Origin of the sequence: Erysipelothrix urinaevulpis (assembly GCF_009828835.1) — a bacterium.
GTDB lineage: Bacteria > Bacillota_I > Bacilli_A > Erysipelotrichales > Erysipelotrichaceae > Erysipelothrix > Erysipelothrix urinaevulpis.
The window spans coordinates 49104-69485 of record NZ_WTTB01000006.1; the positions used below are offsets into that span (position 1 = coordinate 49104).

General features: G+C 35.3%; 17 protein-coding genes and 1 riboswitch. Of the genes, 15 read left to right on the forward strand and 2 right to left on the reverse strand.

The genetic code is table 11. The features are described from left to right. Positions 1 to 128 precede the first annotated feature (128 nt). The 8 genes from GVV10_RS07455 (at position 129) to GVV10_RS07490 (ending at position 9088) form a co-directional block, all read left to right on the forward strand. Positions 129 to 1490 (forward strand): PTS sugar transporter subunit IIC, encoded by a 1362-nt coding sequence (locus GVV10_RS07455; RefSeq protein ID WP_159521240.1) that lies wholly within the window; start codon positions 129 to 131, stop codon positions 1488 to 1490. Next, positions 1487 to 2434, forward strand: a complete 948-nt coding sequence (locus tag GVV10_RS07460) for a GNAT family N-acetyltransferase (RefSeq protein WP_159521242.1) — start codon at positions 1487 to 1489, stop codon at positions 2432 to 2434. The genes GVV10_RS07455 and GVV10_RS07460 overlap by 4 nt, the downstream gene beginning before the upstream one ends. Further along, positions 2427 to 3104, forward strand: coding sequence for a PIG-L deacetylase family protein (locus GVV10_RS07465; protein WP_159521244.1), 678 nt, complete (start codon positions 2427 to 2429; stop codon positions 3102 to 3104). The genes GVV10_RS07460 and GVV10_RS07465 overlap by 8 nt, the downstream gene beginning before the upstream one ends. A 215-nt stretch (positions 3105 to 3319) precedes the next feature. Beyond that, on the forward strand, positions 3320 to 5689 hold the full coding sequence (locus GVV10_RS07470) for a Cna B-type domain-containing protein (RefSeq protein ID WP_159521246.1): 2370 nt from the start codon (positions 3320 to 3322) through the stop codon (positions 5687 to 5689). 83 nt (positions 5690 to 5772) lie between these two features. Then, a riboswitch (TPP riboswitch) is annotated at positions 5773 to 5863 on the forward strand. Positions 5864 to 5910: 47 nt separating this feature from the next. Further along, on the forward strand, positions 5911 to 6525 hold the full coding sequence (locus tag GVV10_RS07475; RefSeq protein ID WP_159521248.1) for a YkoF family thiamine/hydroxymethylpyrimidine-binding protein: 615 nt from the start codon (positions 5911 to 5913) through the stop codon (positions 6523 to 6525). Further along, positions 6525 to 7115, forward strand: coding sequence for an ECF transporter S component (locus tag GVV10_RS07480; RefSeq protein ID WP_159521250.1), 591 nt, complete (start codon positions 6525 to 6527; stop codon positions 7113 to 7115). Before GVV10_RS07475 ends, GVV10_RS07480 begins: the two co-directional genes overlap by 1 nt. Then, complete coding sequence (locus GVV10_RS07485; RefSeq protein ID WP_159521252.1) at positions 7108 to 8409, forward strand: ATP-binding cassette domain-containing protein; 1302 nt, start codon at positions 7108 to 7110, stop codon at positions 8407 to 8409. Before GVV10_RS07480 ends, GVV10_RS07485 begins: the two co-directional genes overlap by 8 nt. Beyond that, positions 8396 to 9088, forward strand: a complete 693-nt coding sequence (locus GVV10_RS07490) for an energy-coupling factor transporter transmembrane component T (RefSeq protein ID WP_201290020.1) — start codon at positions 8396 to 8398, stop codon at positions 9086 to 9088. The genes GVV10_RS07485 and GVV10_RS07490 overlap by 14 nt, the downstream gene beginning before the upstream one ends. Before the next feature lie 16 nt (positions 9089 to 9104). Here GVV10_RS07490 and GVV10_RS07495 read toward each other — a convergent pair whose 3' ends face one another. After that, positions 9105 to 9689 carry a pentapeptide repeat-containing protein gene (locus tag GVV10_RS07495; RefSeq protein WP_159521256.1) on the reverse strand — a complete coding sequence of 195 codons (585 nt, stop codon included), beginning with the start codon at positions 9687 to 9689 and terminating at the stop codon, positions 9105 to 9107. A gap of 62 nt (positions 9690 to 9751) precedes the next feature. Continuing rightward, positions 9752 to 11305 (reverse strand): 2,3-bisphosphoglycerate-independent phosphoglycerate mutase, encoded by a 1554-nt coding sequence (gpmI, locus tag GVV10_RS07500; protein WP_159521258.1) that lies wholly within the window; start codon positions 11303 to 11305, stop codon positions 9752 to 9754. A 413-nt stretch (positions 11306 to 11718) separates the two neighbouring features. On the opposite strand from gpmI, the gene GVV10_RS07505 reads away from it, so the two are divergent. From GVV10_RS07505 to purH, 7 genes are all read left to right on the forward strand, one after another. Next, positions 11719 to 12405 carry a phosphoribosylaminoimidazolesuccinocarboxamide synthase gene (locus tag GVV10_RS07505; protein WP_159521260.1) on the forward strand — a complete coding sequence of 229 codons (687 nt, stop codon included), beginning with the start codon at positions 11719 to 11721 and terminating at the stop codon, positions 12403 to 12405. A 71-nt stretch (positions 12406 to 12476) separates the two neighbouring features. Beyond that, positions 12477 to 15782, forward strand: a complete 3306-nt coding sequence (locus GVV10_RS07510) for an AIR synthase-related protein (RefSeq protein ID WP_159521262.1) — start codon at positions 12477 to 12479, stop codon at positions 15780 to 15782. Next, complete coding sequence (gene purE / locus GVV10_RS07515) at positions 15782 to 16243, forward strand: 5-(carboxyamino)imidazole ribonucleotide mutase (protein ID WP_236261883.1); 462 nt, start codon at positions 15782 to 15784, stop codon at positions 16241 to 16243. Before GVV10_RS07510 ends, purE begins: the two co-directional genes overlap by 1 nt. Continuing rightward, entirely contained in the window at positions 16240 to 17337 is a 1098-nt protein-coding gene (locus GVV10_RS07520; protein ID WP_159521264.1) for an amidophosphoribosyltransferase, read from the forward strand. The genes purE and GVV10_RS07520 overlap by 4 nt, the downstream gene beginning before the upstream one ends. Beyond that, the gene (gene purM, locus GVV10_RS07525; RefSeq protein WP_159521266.1) at positions 17327 to 18328 is read left to right on the forward strand and encodes a phosphoribosylformylglycinamidine cyclo-ligase; all 1002 of its coding nucleotides are present in this window, start codon (positions 17327 to 17329) and stop codon (positions 18326 to 18328) included. Before GVV10_RS07520 ends, purM begins: the two co-directional genes overlap by 11 nt. Continuing rightward, the gene (gene purN / locus GVV10_RS07530; RefSeq protein ID WP_159521268.1) at positions 18321 to 18947 is read left to right on the forward strand and encodes a phosphoribosylglycinamide formyltransferase; all 627 of its coding nucleotides are present in this window, start codon (positions 18321 to 18323) and stop codon (positions 18945 to 18947) included. Before purM ends, purN begins: the two co-directional genes overlap by 8 nt. Then, positions 18916 to 20382, forward strand: a complete 1467-nt coding sequence (gene purH, locus GVV10_RS07535; protein ID WP_159521270.1) for a bifunctional phosphoribosylaminoimidazolecarboxamide formyltransferase/IMP cyclohydrolase — start codon at positions 18916 to 18918, stop codon at positions 20380 to 20382. Before purN ends, purH begins: the two co-directional genes overlap by 32 nt.

Consider the following 20382-nt stretch of genomic DNA (forward strand, 5'->3'; position numbering starts at 1 on the left):
ATAATACCATATTTAGGAAAGCATCTTTTACTTGAATATAAAACTTTTTCCCAATAAAGTTGGGAAAAAGATTGTAATCGGATACATTTCGGTCTATAATGGGGTTAAGAAGTAAAAGGAGGAGACATATGTCTAAAGAATTAAGCTCTAAAAAGAGCGGATTTACGGAAAGAGTAATGGTCTTTGTAGAAGAAAAAGTGGCACCGCCATTAATTAAAATATCTAATATTCGATATTTGCAGACTCTACAACGTGCTTTTATGGTCTTGATGCCATATATGGTTATTGGGGCTACAGCAACGCTTGTGTTGAACCTTCCAGGATTATTTGCTGAAGGTACAGGACTTAACATGCCTAAAGTAGCTGAATTTTTAACAAATGTATTAACACCTTTAAAACCTGGTTTATTTCAAATGGTGTTTATTACATTAAATGTGATCACTTTAGCAATGGTAATTCTTAATGGATATTTCTTAGGGGAACATTATTCAAGAGAAGATCATCAAGTGAATGCTATCGCAGCTGGAATCGTAGCTTTTACAGGATTCATCGCATTTATTGACTTTGGTGCATTAAGTGAAAATTTTGATTGGCCAACTTATATCATGGGTTCGCCTTCCATATTCTTTGGTATCTTAATTAGTATTGTATCCGTTGAAATTTACCGAATATTAATCAACAAAAAAATTACAATTAAAATGCCAGATTCAGTGCCGCCAATGGTCGCAACAGCGTTTGTCAGTATGATACCTGTTACTATTGTTGTCATTATTATGAGTTTTCTAGGTCAAGGAATACCGGGCTTTGATTTGATGGCAATCATCAACAACTTTTCTGAAAAATTAGTTGTGGGTGGGAGTGGTCCAGTTGCACAATTTGTTGGGTTTTTCCTGGATCGTATTTTATGGTTTGTTGGGTTGCATGGTTCTAATATTGTTGGTTCAGTTATGACACCGGTTTGGACAACCATGATTACTGAAAATATCAATGCCTTTAATGCAGGAACAGCGATTCCTTATATGTTTACAAATCAGTGGATAAACTTTTATGTTCGTATTTCTCTATTCCCAATTGCTTTATTAGCTTTAAGAAGTAATGTTGAACGTTTCAGAGTTTTAGGGAAATTATCGATTGTGGGAACCATCTTTAACATTGCGGAACCAATCATGTTTGGATTACCAATTGTTTTAAATCCAATTATGTTTGTTCCTTGGGTATTAGGTTTTTCACTCACATTTATTTTTAATGCAATTTTAGGATTGTTATCAATAACTCCACCTATGGTTGCGATGGTAGTCTGGACGATGCCAGCACCACTTGCAGCATTTATTGGAAGTGGCTTCAAGTTTATTGCTCCTGTTATATCACTGCTTAATTATGTCTTAATATTCTTTATTTTCTTACCTTTCTTTAGAGTAATGGAAAAACAAGAATTAGAAAAAGAAAAAGAATTTGCAATGGCATCAGAAGAAGAACCGAGTTTATCATGAATGATATAAGTATTAAACCGTTTAATTATTCTGATTTAGAAGGTATTATGACCTTGTGGAATGATGAACTCATTCATGATGCAATTTCTAAAGAACGCTTTATTGATGAAATTATTACAGATCCAAACTTTGACCCCAACTTATTTTTAGTGGCGGCTAAAAATGAGTTACTGCTTGGCTTTGTCTACGGAGTAAAAAGGAAAGTTCCTTACCTCACTCGAGGACTTGAAGAAACAAGATCGTGGATAATGTGTATGGCGGTTGATAAGATGTATCAAAATCAAGGGATAGGTACTGCACTGGTAAAAACATTAGAAAAGAAGTTTGTATCAATGGGCTCAACACAAACAACACTGTGTGCCTATAGTCCTCAATACCTGACTCCTGGTATTGATATAAGGTATCAAAAAGCACTTTCTTTCTTTGAAAATAGAGGTTATATCTATTCAGATCAACGGACGGTAAGTATGGCAAGAAACTTATTCGATTACACGTTTGAAGCACAGCATACAATTAAAAGAGAAGCTTTAGAACATGAAGGATATGAGTTTTTAAATTATACAGAATCCGATGCAACTGAGCTTATTCAATTTGCAAGTGAAAACTTTGGTGGAGGATGGTCCCAAAATGTCACAAGCATTATCAAACAAGGTATTGGGAGTAAAGCAATTGTTATCGCTAAAGAGAATAATCAAATAGTTGGCTTTTGTGTAAGAAAAATTGATGGTATGGATTCACGATTTGGCCCTATTGGTGTGGCAGAATCCCAACGAGGAAAAGGTTTAGGAGGAATTCTGCTTCAATTGATGTTAGATATGATGAAGAAAAACAAAATTTATTATACATACTTCTTATGGACGAGTGGTTCTAACATTATGTTCTATGAAAAACATGGGTTTGAAGTATATAGAGAGTATAGATTAGGTGGTAAAGATTATGAATAAGAAATATCAACGTATTGTAAGTATTGGAGCACATTCTTTGGATGCTGAGTTAATGGGGGGACCATTAATGATAAAATATGCGTTACAAGGATCACACTGCACATTTGTCCATGTAACCAAAGGGAGACTTGAAAACCCTGATGCAACCGTTGCTGAGAACGATGCTTATGTCGCAAAGATAACTGAAGAAAATAAAAATGTCGCGAAAACGATGCATTGTGATAGTTATGCCATGGGGTATTTATCCAGTGAATTACCATCCGAGCAAGAATTTGTGACAATACTCAAAGAGTATCTTATAAAAGAAAAAGTAGATTTGGTGATTACACACGCTCGAGGAACACTTCATGCACGTCATTATTATACGTATGACACGGTAACTCAAGCTGTGCGTCAATTAAATCAAGAAGGGTATGATATTAACTTACTCTATGGTGAAAATTGCGAAGACTTAATCGGATTTATTCCAACTTTATACGTATCAATGAGCCAAGAGGTTGAAGAAACATGGTTTAAAGGATTAGCCAATTATACAATATTCAATGGCGAAATCAATGATGTTCCTTATCCTGAGTATTATAAAACAATGGGAATCGTGAGACGATTTGAGGTCGGTTCAAAATTACCGGTGAAAGCATACATGCATGCAGGACTCCTTGATAAGGAATAATTGAGAAAACACAAAAAAACATCATGAAGGCCACATTTATAATGTGGTCTTTAGTATATTCACTAAGTTAAATAATTCACAAAGTGTTGTATAACTTTAATAAATGTGCGTTTTTTTAACAATATATTGCTTGAATCAACACAAATACATGTATATTAATAAAAAACTTATTCGAAAAGCTACCCAGAGTGATATAGTAAATGTAGGGTGATACTATGAAAGAAAGCATAAAAAAGATGACATTATCTGCACTTATACTGTTTTTGATGGTTGGATTATTGAGTCCAATTCATGCAGAAACAAAGCAAACGACAGACTCTACATTTGAGGAAAATGGTGGTGATTATTCGATTGAGTTTTTAACAAAATCATTCAATATTTTTTCCTTTGATCAAGCGAGCGGTGTTCACGTTGTTGGTCCCATTGTCGCTAAAGGTGATTTAAAAAACCTTTATGGTGGGAATATAACCTACGGTAATGTTGATCATGGAGTTCCGTCATACATTGGTGGCTACATGCATAATGGTATCTTAGGGGATATAAATAATGGAAAAAAAGCGTCTCAATATTTTGGATCATCGAACAAAGTTGTTAATGAGAATAGTAATTATCACGTCAATAATAACTTTTTTGTTCCAGCTGATAAAGTCGATGGTGTTTTTAATGATGATGCATACATCAACTGGGATAAAGCGTTTAATCAGATTAATCAACAATCTCATCAACTTAAAGAAAACAGTGATCGGATCATAACGACTGAAAATATTAAGATGGTGAATGGTCAAAAAGTCATTCATGTTGAGGAGGGTGAGTACGTCACAGTCCTTGAAAGTGTACTAAATGAAATCTCAACAATTATATATGTAAGCAATTCTATTGGAAACACCTCGAATACCGTAATTAGTTTTGAGGGTGACCATGAAATAACTATGCCAAGATTCACGCATAGTTCTAACTTTGAGTCACTTGGACAATCGTTTCCAACGGATGAAAATGGAGCCAATGGTCACAGTATTTTCTTCAATGCACCAAATGCTCAAACAATTCATTTTAAAAACAACACCTCACCATGGTTTGGTCATTTAATCGCTGCACAAGCAAATGTTAAAATCGAGGGTGCAAACTTCAATGGTTCTTTCCTTGTTGGGAACTTAGAAAGTAAAGCTGAAGGTCATATGTGGCCTTATAACGGTCAAGATTTGCAGCCGACAACCCATACCTTAGAATTCAAAAAAATGATTGATGGAAATCAAAACATCACAGAAGAATTTCAATTTATTTTAGAAACGGTTTCTGCACCTAAAAACACTGATAAAAAACAAGTTTCATTCAAGAATATAAAGAATAAAATTAAGATTGATTTTGGTGTGTTAAATAAAGAAGGTGTGTATAAATTCAAATTATACGAAGATAAAAATTTTAATAATCAAGGTTACATAATGGATGGCCGTGTCTACCACATAACGTATGAAACCAAACGAGATATGAACGGAAAGTTAAATCTTGTTAATAGTAAAATTGTTAAAGAAAAAGATGGGGAATTTGTCAACGTATCAATAGTTGATGACCTTGTTTTTAATAATAAAAGAATTGAAGAAGAAAAAGTCGATGTTAGTGTTAATAAACGATGGATTGGTAAGGTCGACGAATTCGTTGACATAGAATTATTGGCAAATGGTGTACTTGTTAAAACCGAACGATTAAGTAGTGCTAATAACTGGGAATTTACGTTTGATAATTTACCTAAAAAAGATGCTGATGGAGCACTGATTCGTTATACTGTCAAAGAAGTCCAATCAAGTTTATATGATACTGTTCAAACGCTAACATCTGACAATTATAATTATGAAATAATTAATACAAATCTTGGTGAAAAAGAAATTCAAGTAGAAAAATATTGGGTTGGTGAGGCACTTGATGAAATAACGGTCCAACTATTTGCGAATGATGTCTTCCGTGATGAAATAATTATGACTTCCGCAACAAAATGGAGAGCAAGTTTTAAGAATCTACCTAAGTATGATAATAGTGGAAATGAGATTCACTATACAATAAAAGAAATTAAAAATGAAGGATATAACGAAGTCATAACAGGTGATATGGATGAAGGATTTACCATTATCAACACTGAAGAACCTCCAACACCAGTAGATCCACAAACAAGAGAAATCACCATTAATAAAAAATGGATTGGTGAATCCAAAGATGACATAACAATCGATTTATACGCCAATGGTGTCTTTAGTAAAACATATACGATGAGTAAAAATGATGATTGGCAATTGACCATAAAAGGTCTTGAAATCTTTGATGAAAATGGCATAGAAATTCTTTATACACTCAAAGAACATGACATTGATGGCTATTCAACAGTCTATGAAGGAGATATGGAGAATGGCTTCACAATTATTAATACAGAAAAACCAACAGATCCAACAGATCCAACAGATCCAACAGACCCAACAGACCCAACAGACCCAACAGAACCTGTGTTACCTAAAACAGGTTTAAGTCCTTATAGCCATCGATTTATGGTTGGTGGATTGCTCGTTGTATTAGGTGTTTTTCTTAGAAGAAAAGATTAAAAAGTAACCCACTCCTAGCAGTGGGTCTTTCTTTGTTTAATAACATTGTTTGACAGCGCTAACAAAACTTGTTAGTCTAACAGTGAACGGTATCGGGGTGCCTAGAAGGCTGAGATAATACCCGCATAACTTGATTCGGTTAATACCGACGAAAGGAGTACCTGGCTTAGCAAAATAGATGCTAATTAGGTTCTTTTCGAGTGGAGAAAGGAGCTTTTTTTATGGAAAAACGTTCAAAATATTTTCAATGTGGAGTGGGGGATGTTGACATTACAGGATGTCGAATCGGAGTTTATCCGATGAGTGATGACTATGTACCAATTATTTTGGGAGCTATTGATAAAACTGATACTCAACGAGTTTGGTCGCAGACCGATTCAATGGGGACAATTTTTAGAGGTCAACAGAAAGATGTTATCGAAACAAGCAAGGCATTATTTTGCAATGCGTTTCGAGATAAAGTCCATATGACATCATCCATGACCTTTTCTAATGGATGTCCAGGTGATGTTGAAGCAGATTATTTAAAAGCAATTAAAACAATGGAAGAATACCCAAGACATCCGTATTCAGATAAATCCTGTGAAGCGGTTATTTCGTTTTATACTTTTGCGAGAAATGATTACATGGAACGAATACATGATGTCATAGAACTGTGCGATAGTTTAGGCGTTTACGAAAATAAAAGTCATTATTCAACAGTTCTAACGGGAAGCATTGAGGAAATATTCAATGCTTATGATCAAATATTGACGTACGCACATGAGAATCTAGAGCATTATGTCTTAGAAACAATTTTATCAGTTAATAGTCCAAGTAAGGAAGGAAAATTTTAATGAAAAGAAGATTACAATGGGAACTTAAAGATATTATCATGGTTGGTTTAATTTCAGTTGTCTTTGCCGTTATTTACTTAGGTTTTGTTTATTTCGCAACCTTTCTAAAATCAATTCTCGCACCGTTTGGATTAGCGCCATTTGCTAATGAATTTGTCTTTGGTGTTTGGTTCATGGCCGCAACACTTGCCGCCTATATTATGCAAAAACCAGGAGTGGCAATTATTTCTGAAATGCTTGCTGCATTAATCGAGGTTTTGATGGGAAATTTTTATGGACCAATGGTTTTTGTATCAGGTTTCATTCAAGGGTTAGGCGCTGAACTAGGTTTTGCTGCTTTCTCATATAAAAAGTTTGATATGACGAGTTTAACATTAGCTTCAGTGTTGAGTTCAATCTTTAGTTTTGGTTGGGGTTTTTTTAGAAATAGTTTTTCAGGAATTTCGCCACTTTACATTTTATTAATGTTTACGGTAAGAACAATCTCAGCGATTATTTTTTCAGCAGTTATTGTGAAAAAACTTGGAGACGGACTTGTGAAAAATGGTGCTGTTTCGTCCTATCCAATTGCTAAAGAAGACCATGCTTAAATTAAAAAATATGAATGTTTCCTATGGAAATCAACAGATATTAAAAGATATTAATCTGAGTATAAATAGAAATAGTAAAACGCTTATTACAGGTCCATCAGGGAGTGGGAAAAGTACCTTAGGTATGTTAATAAGTGGCTTATTAAAAGACTATGATGGTTTAATGACTTATAACAAAAACGCCTTAGAAAAAGACTCTGTAGCGATAATGTTTCAGAATCCTCAAATGCAATTTTGTATGCGCACTGTGAAAAGTGAATTAGTTTTTGTCTTAGAAAATATGAATACTGACCCTGAAGTCATGGACACTCTCATCAGAAAAGCTTGTGAATTTTCGCAAATCAGTCATCTTCTTGAGAAAGATTTAGAAACATTATCAGGTGGGGAAAAACAAAGTGTTTCTTTAGCATGTATTTATTTAATGAATCGAGAAATTGTTATCTTGGATGAGCCTTTCGCAAATTTAGATGATGACAAAGCATCATTTATTATGAAACAATTACTTAAGTTACATCAACAAAACGAAACGATCCTGATTGTCATCGATCACCAATTAAAACATTATCCTTTCGAGTTTGATCACTTGGTGTCGATTGAAGGAGGGCAAGTGAATCTTGGTGAAATTTCTAATTCATTGCAAATTGACAAAAAGATTCCAACGACTAAAAGTTGTTCAATTAGACCCTACATTCATTTAAAAGATGTTTCGGTAGTAAAAAATAAGCAAGTTTTGTTAGAGCCTTTAAGTGAAACGATTTATCAAGAAGAACTTGTAGCCATAACGGGTCCAAGTGGCTCTGGAAAAACAACCTTGCTCTATGCGTTATTGGGCTTGAATCGTTATCGTGGTGTAATGACAATTAAAAATAGAAAATTTAAAGCAAAACATTTGAACCTAGGTTTTGTCTTTCAAAATCCCATGGATCAATTTATTGCCAGTTCTGTCTATGATGAAGTATATCAAGTATGTCAAAACGATGAAGAAGTAAAGACTATATTGGAAGAGTTTAAGTTATGGGAAAAAAGAAATGTTTCACCCTTTAAATTAAGTCAGGGTCAGCAACGACGCTTAGCGTTGGGAATTATTTTGTCTCATGATTTTGATTTGATTGTGCTTGATGAACCAACGTATGGCCAAGACTTAAAAACAGCACAGGTCATTATGGAGCGGATTTTTAACCATGTTAAACAAAAAAAACAAACTATTGTTTTTACAAGTCATGATCAAGAATTGGTGAATGCCTATGCTGATCGAATCATTACGATTGAAACGAGTCACCATGAAAAGCATTAATCCGAGTTATAAATTTATAGGAATTATTATGGTATCGATAGCATATATGTTTACCCACAGTACGAAACTTAATATTAACTTCTCTTTAAGTATGGTTGCCTTGCTTTTGTTGTCTAAAGTTTCAGTCTTAAAGATAATCAAAACACTAATTCCGGTTACGATTGCGGCTTTTGGATTGTTCATGACGGCCTATGTCTTTTCAATTCATCAAATTGCTGACACAACGTCCGTTAATACCATTCAAACTTATGATTATGCATGGTTAGTTTCAAGTCGAGTCTATGTTTTTGCTTTATTGGGAATGATGTTTTCTTTTACAACGAACATGGATGATTTTTTGTTCTCATTACGAGACCAACTCGGTTTATCAGACTTTTTTATCTATGGAATATTCGCATCTATTAATGTTTATCCAACAATCAAGCAAGAGGTTAAAAAGAATCGCTTTGCTTTTAAAGCAAGAGGTCAGACAGTGTCACCTTATTCCAGTAAGGTACTCATTCCATTATTTACAAAAATAATTTTGTACTCGGATCGTTTAGCAATCGCAATGGAATCCAAAGGCTTCTATAGAGAAATAAAACGCAGTCAATATAAAGTAATTGAGGAAGACTGGTTAGATTATTGTTTTATGATTGTGTGTGCTGTGTTGTCCTTTTTGTTGATTAAAGTAAAATAAAAGAGCATCTGCTCTTTTATTTTACTTTAATCCCTAATTGAACTGCAAAAGATTCTGTTTGATCGTTTCGTATGATAAGTCCAGGGAGTAATTCTTGTGTGTATAGAATATAGTCAAACTCAGAGTTTCTCAAATCAAGACCTTTAAGGTTTGTGTGACTAAAATCAACACCAGTTAAAAGACAGTCCTGAAATTTATTGTTTTTTAATTCGAGTTCTCTAAGCCAAGCATCGCTTAAATCCGATGTTTTAAAATCAGTGAATCTAAGTTTTGAATCAACTAAAACAAACATTTTCATAAGACATGATTTAAATTTTAAATCGCTGAGATAAGACTTTCTTATATTAGTGTTCAAAAATTTACATTCAAGAAAACTTGAAGTTCCAAAATATGATTCTTCAAAGTTAACATTTGAAAAATCGCAGTATTTAAATTGTGATCGAACAATTGATGCTTTATAAGTATTACTAAATTCAAAAATACATGATTCAAATGACATATCAGCAAGTTCAATGCGATCGGATGTTTGAATGATTGTACAATTTTTATATGCTTCATATTCATTTAATTCATGGGCGTTTATTGTTTTATCTTCAACCATTATGAAATCCTTTCTTGTTAAAATTTGCTCCTTTTCAAACTGAGAAGGAGCAAATTATTTAATTATTTAATGAGTGATTCTTCCCATGATTCATGAGGTTCTATTTCAAGCAAGTCTGCTACTGTTGCAGCAACGTTTGCTAATCCGAAATGACCTTGTTTTAATTCAACATCATTGTTGTAAACAATAAATGGAACTGGGTTGAGTGAGTGTGATGTTTTCACTTTTCCTTTTTTGTCAACCATTTCATCAGCGTTTCCATGGTCAGCAAGTACGATTAATGTTGCGCCTGCTTTCTTAACGGCTGGGAGTAAACGTCCAATTGCTAGGTCGACGGCTTCAACTGAAATAATAGTGGCAAGCATGTCACCTGTATGACCAACCATATCTCCGTTCGGGAAGTTGATACGAATAAAGTCGTATTGATCACTGGCTAGGGCATCAATAACTTGATCTGTGATTTCTGCTGACTTCATCCAAGGACGTTGATCAAAGGTAACATCATCCCCTTTTATTTCAACAAATGTTTCTAGATTTTCATCAAATTTACCTAGTTTGTTTCCATTCCAGAAGTATGTTACGTGTCCATATTTTTGTGTTTCTGAAATTGCAAAGCTTGACATATTATTTTCGATTAATGTTTCTGTCATTGTATTTGTAATATGTGGAGGTTCGACTAAGAAATTAACTGGGATTTTTGAATCGCCATCATATTGTAACATTCCAACATATTTAACATTAGGAACATCACCACGATCAAAGTAATCGAAGTTTTCTTTCATTTCAAATGCTTTTGACATTTCGATGGCACGGTCTCCACGGAAGTTAAAGAAGACAACACTATCACCATCAACGATAGGTGCAACTGGTTTTCCGTCTTTAGCAATAACCCATGCTGGAATATATTGGTCAGAAATGCCTTCTTCTTCCTTACGGAATGTTTCGATCGCTTCGGTTGGGCTTGCGAACATACGTCCTTCACCCTTAACATGTGTTTTCCAACCACGTTCAACCATTGGCCAGTCTGCATCATAACGGTCCATGGTTACAAGCATACGTCCACCGCCACTTGCAAATTCTGCATGGAATGTATCATCGTTAAGTTCATCCATTACAGCTTGAACATCATCGATATAAGTTAAAGCTGATTGTTGTTCAACATCACGGCCATCTTGTAAAGCATGAAGTGCAACATGGCTCACGCCATCAACTTTTGCTTGTTTAATTAATGCTTTCACGTGGTCGACATGTGAGTGAACATTTCCATCAGACAACAGTCCAATTAAGTGTAATGTATTATCTGAATCTTCAGTAATCCATTTCCATGCTTTTGAGTTATAAATCTCACCTGAAGCGATGGATTCATTCACAAGTTTTGCACCTTGTGCATAAATTTGACCTGCTCCAAGAGCATTATGACCAACTTCTGAGTTCCCCATATCATCATCGGTTGGTAATCCCACCATTGTTCCATGTGCTTGAAGTTCAATGTTTGGACATTCTTTCATTAATTTATCTAAGTTTGGAGTGTAAGCTTGGCTTACGGCATTACCTGTGTTAGTATCGCTTAAACCAACACCGTCCATAACAACTAATACTACTGGTTTTTTATTCATTTATATTTCCACCTTTCTTTTATAGTTTAGCACTTTTCATTTTTCTTTTCATTATAAATAGAAATAAAAAGAAGACATTGATTAATAATGTCAATAAAATAGAAGTTATCACTTTGTTTGTGAATGAAAGCCATTACGAGACATGTTTCAGATCGTTTTATGATGCCCAATCAACATACAACAAAAAATATATTTAAGGACATTTGACATTCCCTAAAATGCTTGTTATATTGGAAGTACGAAAATAAGCTCATATTTTTATGGGCGAAAGTGTACCTAGGGATCCACCATTTGGAAGGACCAAGCGGTACAGACGTCAGTCACACCTAAGGGATAAAAGCCCAGAGGGGTAGGTTTCGCTAAGCCTACCCTTCTGGGCTTATTTTTGTTTTTCAAGAAGATTGGAGGAAATGATGAAGAATATCTTGGAAGGAAAAACAAAAAAACTTATCGCACAAGGTGCTGATGAGATTTTGATGGTTTTTAAAGATGATGTTACGGCAGATGAAAATGGTTTTAATCCTGGAGCCAATAAAGTTGGTTTTAAAATGGATGGTATCGGATTAGAAAATCTAAAGCTCAGTACATTTTTCTTTGAAAAATTAAATGCGACTGGTATCAAGACTCACTTTTTAAAGAGTGATTTTGATGAACGAACGATGCATGTTAGAAAAGCGAATCTATTTGGTAATGGTGTTGAGGTAATCTGTCGCTTTGCGGCAGACGGTAGTTTTGTACGCCGTTACGGACAATATGCACGTAAAGGAGATCTACTTCCTGCATTCGTGGAAATGAGCTTAAAGGATGATCTTAGAAATGATCCAATGATTTCAAAGGATGCATTAATTGCCTTTGATATTATGAGCGACTCAGACTACGATACATTGGTAATGTTAACACGACAAATATGTCTTGTTATTAAAAATGAATGTGCCAAGCACAATCTACAACTTATTGATATCAAATTAGAGTTTGGACGTGATCCACACACTAATGAGATAATGTTAATTGATGAAATATCAACAGGGAGCATGCGTGTCTATCGCGAAGGTGAATCTGTTGAACCATTTGAATTAACCCAAACTTTGTTGTCTGATTGAGTTTGGCTTTTTTATTGTGCAGGCTGTAGGGTAGCCAGCTGAAGACGTTTTTATAAAAATTAGGAGGAACAATGAACACACGCTTGTTTATTAGACGTTATTCAGAATTTAACAGTGAAGAAAAAACATTACGAAAAAATATAATTACTGATTTAGGTTTACCAACGAATTTTGAGTTAAAGGTTTATCATTGCTTTGACATTTACGATGCACCAAAGGATGAAGTTGAACGATTAAAGTACTATTTGAATCAAAATAAAGCATTAATGGTGTCAATGGAAAATCCCAATAATTTACTTCATCTTCAAGCTCAAACAGGCCAAACAGATTTTGTGTTGGATTATTTTCAACGGATTGGACTTGGGTTGGGATTGACATTAAATGTTGACCACAGCATTGCTTATCAATTTGTTCATGATGAAAATTACGAAAGCATTAAAGGCTATCTACTGAATCCAAATGAAATGATGGAAAGCATGCCAACACTTCAAAATCAAAAGATTAATGTTGATTTAAAAAGTTTTGATTTGCGTATCATGAATAAGGTTGAACTTGATGCTTTATCTCATGATAGTGGCTTAGAAATTGATGATTTATTGATGGTTAAAACGTATTGTCAACAAAGCAATCGATCCGTAAACGAATTAGAATTAAAATTTTTAAGCACATACTGGTCCGATCATTGTCGCCACACGACCTTTAATACCACATTAACAGACATTTCGTTTAGTGGAAAATATCAAACATTACTCGAACAAAGCTTTCATGAATACCTTGAGATTAAACGTAAAGTAAGGCCTGATCACCCGATAACGTTAATGGACCTTGCACAAATTAATGCTCGAAATTTAGATCGTCAAGGGGCATTGGATGATGTTGAAAAATCTCAAGAAGTCAATGCTGCCAGTATCTTTGTTGAGATTGATAATGAGGAATATTTATTAATGTTGAAAAACGAAACACATAATCATCCAACCGAGCTAGAGCCGTACGGCGGTGCTTCAACCTGTATTGGTGGTTGTGTTCGTGATCCAATGTCGAATCGTGGCACGGTGTATCAAGGCATGCGGATTACAGGATCCAAATCTCCTTTAACCTCATATAATGATCGTCGTTTAGAAAAACTTAGTTCTAAAGTCATCTGTCAAAAATCTGCCCAAGGATTTTCAGATTATGCCAATCAAATGGGCTTGAGAACAGATTATGTCAAAGAATATTATCATGATGGGTTTGAAGCAAAACGCTTAGAGTTGGGTGCTGTTTTAGCAAGTGCTCCAAGCAGTGATGTTATTAAAAAAGAGCCCAGAGTTGGAGATCTCATTCTAGTATTAGGTGGAAGAACAGGGCGTGATGGTATAGGTGCTGCTGTTGGTTCATCAAGTGCTAATCGAGAAGATGATCATCACTTGAAAGGGCCTGAAGTGCAAAAAGGAAATCCAATCATTGAACGAAACTTGATGCGACTCTTTAAGGATAGCGAGTTTACTCGCTGTGTCAAACGAAGTAATGACTTTGGAGCAGGTGGATTAAGTGTTGCTTTGGGTGAGTTAAGTGATGGTCTAGATATTCATCTGGATAAAATGAAGCTAAAGTATCCTCTAAGTCCATTAGAAATTGCGCTTTCTGAATCACAAGAACGTATGGCCATCGTGATCGATCCTGATGATAAAGCTAAGGTTTATGATTTGTCACATAAACTAAAGGTCGAAATTGCGGAAGTTGGGATTGTGACAAACACTCAACAATTCAGAATGTTTTATGAATCAGACTGTGTTTTACAATTTGATCGACAATTTCTCAATGAAAATGGAGCAAAAAGAGAACAAAAAGTTCATGTCGAAACGACTGAAATTCAAGTTCAACGTGACCCAGTTAATAAAGAAAATCAAGCCGGTTTAAGATCGATGTTTGCGAATGGAAATGTAAGGAATGATTATTTACAGGAAAGTATGACGATGGCAATTCCTAATAAAAATGGATCTGATGCCGTTCATTCTATTCTAAGTTGTGGCTTTAATCCTTGGTTAGGGAGTACAAGTCCATTTCATGCAGGGTATGAAAGTGTCATTGAAGCAATCAGTAAAGTGGTAGCAAGTGGTGGTAGTGATGAGAATGTTCGCTTAAGTTTTCAAGAGTTTTTCCCGTCTCCAAGACAGGATGAGAAGCGTTGGGGACTTGTGTTTTCTGCCATGTTGGGTGCGTTTAAAGCCATGAATGATTTAAATATACCAGCAATTGGTGGTAAGGATAGTATGAGTGGAAGTTATGAAGACTTAGATGTCCCACCTAGCATCATCTGCTTTGCATTACAAACAAAACAAAAAAATATGATGATAGGTCATCAACTGTTAAAGCCTGACCATTATCTTATCCTTGTGAAGACACCTTATACCTATGAAAACTTACTCGATGTCAAGCAGTATCAAGCCAGCAACAAAGTCATCCTTGAATTGATCGAAGACCAGACCATACAATCCATTGCCACAGTTAACCATAGCCTGAGTGAAACGATCAAAACCATGGGAATCCATCATAATCTCACGGTTGCTTTCCATGATGAGGATGAAGAGTGCATACCAGTAGGATCGTATTTGATTGAATTAAAGAATCTCGATCGAGTGGATGAATTAAAAGGACAGGTTTTAGGGAAAACCGTGGTCAATGAAAAAGCGCGACTCAAATCAGCCTTATCGACAATCTATCCCTATCAAGAACAAGAAATCCTTACACCGATTACAAAACCATTCACAAACACTCACATTCAAACTGCATTAATTGTTGTTTTTGATGGCTTTGTTGAAGACATGAATTTAACGATGGCCTTAAAACAAAGAAACATCAAGGCTGACACATTTTATTTCAAAGATAATCCATTAAATCTTGCGAGAAAAATGATGGATTATGATCTTGTATTCATAGGAGATGGGTTCAATGAACTCAATCCAATCTTTGATGGTGGTGAGATTCTTGAACTCTTATTTAGAAATGAACACATTCAACAAGCAATCCATCAACTGAGTGATCACAACGCATATCTTATTACAAGCGGATCTTCAACACGTGCACTTATTAAGGCGAACATGTTTAATAAAGGTTATACCATTCACTCTTTTGATACTTTTAAGTATGAAAGTCGCTTAATTGTGGTCGATAGTCCAAATGGAAAAAAACACGTTCGTTTAAATGGTCATTACAATTTCATTGAAAATATACAAGAGAAATATAACTATGCTAAAAGTCACCATGCCATTGATCAAGGGTATCGGGTGATAGATTTTAAACACGATCGATTGAATCTGTATGCAAGTTTAGGGATGATGCAAGACGAAAATTTAGATGATATCTTAGAAACGATAACAAAGGAGAAAAAATCATAATGATAAGAATAATTATGGGAAGTCAAAGCGATCAAAGGATTGCTGATAAGGCGATTAAAATCTTAAATACATATTCAGTTGAGTATGAATTACGAGTCATTTCAGCGCATCGTTCATTAAGTATTTTACAAGACTATATGAAAAAAAATGATGAGATGACCTCTGTTTATATCGCAATAGCAGGAAAAGCAGCCCATTTGGCAGGCGTGATTGCTGGGCAAACGATTAAACCAGTTATTGGTGTACCTGTCGATGGTAGCCTTCAAGGCTTAGATGCATTGTTATCCACAGTTCAAATGCCAAGTGGAATCCCAGTAGCAACTGTCGCAATAGGAGCGGCAGATAATGCAGCACTTTTAGCAATGCAAATCATTGCCCTTAACAATCCGAATCTTCAAAATGCATTGATGAATCATCGCGAAGAAATGTTAGAAAAAATTCGTCAACTGGGTGAATTATGAAATCAATCTTCGCTTGTTATAGTTTAAATCAAGACGATGTTAGTGATCTTATGATTTTGGGACTTCATGCCCTACAGCACCGTGGGGAAGATGGGTTTAAACTTGACATGAAAAATAACGATGAACAGTTGAGTGTTCATGGACAAGGATTGGTCTCAACCATTAAGCAACCCACATTTGTTGCCGATATGGCACTTGGTGTCATTGATTATCAACAACACGATGATACCTTTGAAAACCAAGTCTTCATTGAAAAAGACAACCTTGTGGTTAAGCGACATGGAAGTGGCTTAAGGCCCCTTTGTTTAGGGAAGTTGAATCATACATGGATCATTAGTACTGAATCATGTGCCATTCAAAGTGTGGGAGGTCGCTTCATAAAAGATGTCCTACCTGGAGAAACCTTATTAATCAATTCAAATGGAATCCAACAACTTTCTTACCAGTCTCAACAACAAACGTTGAGTTTGTTTGAATATATTTACTTAGCAAGACCTGATTCTAAATTGGATGGAACCCTTGTTTATGACAGTCGAGTCGCCATGGGGAAAGCACTTTATCAAGAATGTAAGATTGAGGCCGATGTGGTGATTGGCGTTCCTGATTCAGGGGTGATTGCCGGATTATCCTATGCACAAAGTGCCCAAATACCTTATGAAAAAGCACTGATAAAAAACAAATATATCCATCGAACATTTATTACCCAAAAAGAAAAGACAAGAAAACTCAAAGTTGACATGAAACTTCGATTGATTGATAGTTTGGTTGTGAATAAACGCATCATTCTAGTCGATGATTCAATTGTCCGAGGAATTACAATGAAACATCTTGTGAAGATGTTTCGGGAAGCAGGAGCAAAAGAGGTTCATGTTTTAGTCACTGCTCCCATAATTTATACAAGTACAGAGCAAGGGATTGATGTTGGGGATAGTAAAAATTTGTATTCTTATCAGAAAGATATCGAAGCCATGAAAAAGGATTTAGATTGTGAGACCCTTCACTTTCTAAGTCTTGAAAACTTAAAAAAATCGTGTGGAAATTTAAATTATTACGAGGATAACTTTTATAAAGAAAGGACAAGAAATGACGTATAAAGATGCAGGTGTTGATAAAGAAAAAGGGTATCAACATGTTAAAAATATTCAATCAATGATTAATGAAACAAAGAATGAGAATGTATTAAACGAATTGGGAGCTTTTTCAGCTCTATATCGCTTGGATCAAGACCTTAAAGAACCAGTTTTAGTTAGTGGGACGGATGGTGTGGGAACCAAGCTAATCCTTAGTGAACGCTATAAATCTTACTATAATTTAGGGATTGATTGTGTGGCAATGAGTGTCAATGATATTTTATGTCAAGGTGCTCAACCCTTATTCTTTTTAGATTACATTGCCAGTGGTACATTAAACCTTGAAAGAGCCAAGGAACTTGTGGCCGGAATGGTCGATGGTTGTAAACAAAGTAAGATGGCTCTTATTGGTGGCGAAAGTGCAGAAATGCCCGGAGTTTATGACAATAACACCTTTGATTTGGCTGGTTTTGCAGTTGGGGTTGTTGACTATGAAAAACGAATTGTTGGACAAGATGTCAAAGTTGGAGATGTTATTGTTGGTCTTCCTTCCAATGGCATTCATAGCAATGGATTCTCTTTAATTCGTCACATTTATGATGACACGATGCTTGAAACGGTCGAGTTTGATAATGCCAAAAAACTTTATGAACTTCTGTTAGAACCTACACGTATTTATGTCCAAGATTATCATAAAATTAAAGATGTTGTAACTATCAAGGCGATGGCACACATAACAGGTGGTGGTGTCATAGAAAATATACCACGAGCATTAAATCATCAATACAAAGCAAAACTTAACACTCAAACTATACCTAAACAAGCCTTGTATCAATTCATAAATGAAACGTCGAATATAGAGGGCGATGAACTCTATGCAACCTTTAATATGGGAGTCGGATTTATTTTTGTACTCGATAAGAACGATGTAGAAAAATGCTTACACTGTTTACCAGACAGCTTCGTCTTTGGAACAGTCGAAGAAGGATCTGGAGTGGAACTGGTTCATGCCTAAAAATATCGCAGTATTTGTCTCTGGAAATGGTAGTAATCTACAATCACTCATTGACCATCAAGGTCAAGACTATGTCATTTCTTTAGTTATTAGCAATAATCCCAACGCCTATGCACTGAAGCGAGCCCACCGAGAAAATATTGCAGTTTTGTGTTTTGATGGCTTGAACTATCAATCAGTTTATAAAGCATTAGCTAACGGTCAAATTGATTTCATTGTCTTGGCAGGTTATTTAAAAATAGTTCCTAAAACATTGATCGATCAGTATGAAAATAGAATGATCAATATCCATCCTTCGTTATTACCAAGTTTTTCTGGGAAAGGATTCTATGGGATTAAAGTTCATCAAGCAGTACTAAAAAAAGGCGTTAAAGTAACAGGAGCAACCACTCACTTTGTCAGTGAAGTCGCGGATGAAGGTCCAATTATTATGCAAGAAGTTGTACAGATATGTCCTCATGAAACAGCAGAAAGTTTACAAGAAAAAGTTTTGGATATTGAGTACAAAATACTTTTAAAATCACTGACACATTTATGCAGAAACGAACTACATATTCATGAAAAGAAAGTTATTATTGGAGGAAAAAATGACAAAAACAGCACTCGTATCGGTTTATGACAAAGAAGGAATTGTTGATTATGTACGCTATTTAATGGATGAAGGTTGGACGATAATTTCTAGTGGAGGCACATATGATCATTTACATGATCATGGTCTTAAGGTAAAAAAAGTTGAATCAGTCACTCAGTTTCCCGAGTTGCTCGGTGGACGAGTTAAAACATTACACCCTGCAATTCATAGTGGAATTTTAGCAAGACGAGGCATTCAAGAGGATTTAAATGATCTAAAGAAACATTCACTTTTTACGATTGATATGGTCATCTGCAATCTCTATCCCTTTGAAGAAGCAGTTAAGAACAAGTTAGAAGAAACAAAGGTTTTAGAGATGATTGACATCGGTGGACCAAGCATGATTCGTGCTGCTGCTAAAAACTATCGAGATGTCTATGTCTTGACCGATCCTTTGGACTATCAAAACCTTAGATTGCTTGATCGTAAAAAACTTGCAGGTAAAGCATTTTCCTTATCAGCACACTACGATCGTATGATCGCTCAATACTTTAATCCTGAAATTAAACACATCGAATTACAAAAGAAAACGCCGTTACGATATGGTGAAAACCCTCATCAAGAAGCTGTGTATTATGAAGAAGAATTTCCAAGCAATCACCTAAAACAACTTCATGGTAAGGAATTATCTTACAACAATATTAATGATTTAACGCAAGCTTTAAAAATGGTTCATGAATTTGAAAGACCAAGTGTTGTAGCTGTTAAACATGCTAATCCGTGTGGAATAGCAAGTGGAGATACAATTGATGAGGCGTTTAAGAAAGCAAAATCAGTGGATCCAGTATCGATCTTTGGTGGGATTATAGCTGCAAATAAGCCCATTGATTTTAAGACTGCTAACGAGATGAATTCACTATTCTTAGAAGTCATCGTTGCTCCATCATTCACCAAGGAGGCACTAGAGCTCTTAGAGAAAAAGAAAAATCTACGCTTGATTGAATTCAGTAACATGGATGAATTGAGTCTAGGTAAGTGGCAGATAAAAGATGTGATTAATGGTTATTTAGTTCAAGAACAAAATTCAAAACTCCTCAATGAAAAACTAAAAACGGTCAGTAAGCGTCAAGCGAGCAAAGAAGAAATTGATGAGTTAATGTTTGCTTGGAAGGCGTGTAAACACATGGACTCCAATGGAATAGTGCTGGCAAAAAATCATCAAACATTGGGCTTAGGCCATGGAGAAGTACGACGATCTTGGTCACTTGAAAAAGCAATTGCTCACTCTGAATTTCCAGTTGCAGGGAGTGTCATGGCTTCCGATGGATTTTTCTTTGAGGATACCGTTGAAATTTGCCACCAAAATGGTATTGATGTGATGATTCAACCAGGTGGATCCATTCATGATGCTAAAGTGATTGAACTCGCAGATAAATATAATATGGTGCTCATTTTTACAGGAATGCGCCATTTCCAACATTAA

Coding starts and splice junctions, on each gene's coding strand:
- GVV10_RS07455 (WP_159521240.1), top strand. CDS start 129: ATGTCTAAAGAATTAAGCTCTAAAAAGAGCGGATTTACGGAAAGAGTA.
- GVV10_RS07460 (WP_159521242.1), top strand. CDS start 1,487: ATGAATGATATAAGTATTAAACCGTTTAATTATTCTGATTTAGAAGGT.
- GVV10_RS07465 (WP_159521244.1), top strand. CDS start 2,427: ATGAATAAGAAATATCAACGTATTGTAAGTATTGGAGCACATTCTTTG.
- GVV10_RS07470 (WP_159521246.1), top strand. CDS start 3,320: ATGAAAGAAAGCATAAAAAAGATGACATTATCTGCACTTATACTGTTT.
- GVV10_RS07475 (WP_159521248.1), top strand. CDS start 5,911: ATGGAAAAACGTTCAAAATATTTTCAATGTGGAGTGGGGGATGTTGAC.
- GVV10_RS07480 (WP_159521250.1), top strand. CDS start 6,525: ATGAAAAGAAGATTACAATGGGAACTTAAAGATATTATCATGGTTGGT.
- GVV10_RS07485 (WP_159521252.1), top strand. CDS start 7,108: ATGCTTAAATTAAAAAATATGAATGTTTCCTATGGAAATCAACAGATA.
- GVV10_RS07490 (WP_201290020.1), top strand. CDS start 8,396: ATGAAAAGCATTAATCCGAGTTATAAATTTATAGGAATTATTATGGTA.
- GVV10_RS07495 (WP_159521256.1), bottom strand. CDS start 9,689: ATGGTTGAAGATAAAACAATAAACGCCCATGAATTAAATGAATATGAA.
- gpmI (WP_159521258.1), bottom strand. CDS start 11,305: ATGAATAAAAAACCAGTAGTATTAGTTGTTATGGACGGTGTTGGTTTA.
- GVV10_RS07505 (WP_159521260.1), top strand. CDS start 11,719: ATGAAGAATATCTTGGAAGGAAAAACAAAAAAACTTATCGCACAAGGT.
- GVV10_RS07510 (WP_159521262.1), top strand. CDS start 12,477: ATGAACACACGCTTGTTTATTAGACGTTATTCAGAATTTAACAGTGAA.
- purE (WP_236261883.1), top strand. CDS start 15,782: ATGATAAGAATAATTATGGGAAGTCAAAGCGATCAAAGGATTGCTGAT.
- GVV10_RS07520 (WP_159521264.1), top strand. CDS start 16,240: ATGAAATCAATCTTCGCTTGTTATAGTTTAAATCAAGACGATGTTAGT.
- purM (WP_159521266.1), top strand. CDS start 17,327: ATGACGTATAAAGATGCAGGTGTTGATAAAGAAAAAGGGTATCAACAT.
- purN (WP_159521268.1), top strand. CDS start 18,321: ATGCCTAAAAATATCGCAGTATTTGTCTCTGGAAATGGTAGTAATCTA.
- purH (WP_159521270.1), top strand. CDS start 18,916: ATGACAAAAACAGCACTCGTATCGGTTTATGACAAAGAAGGAATTGTT.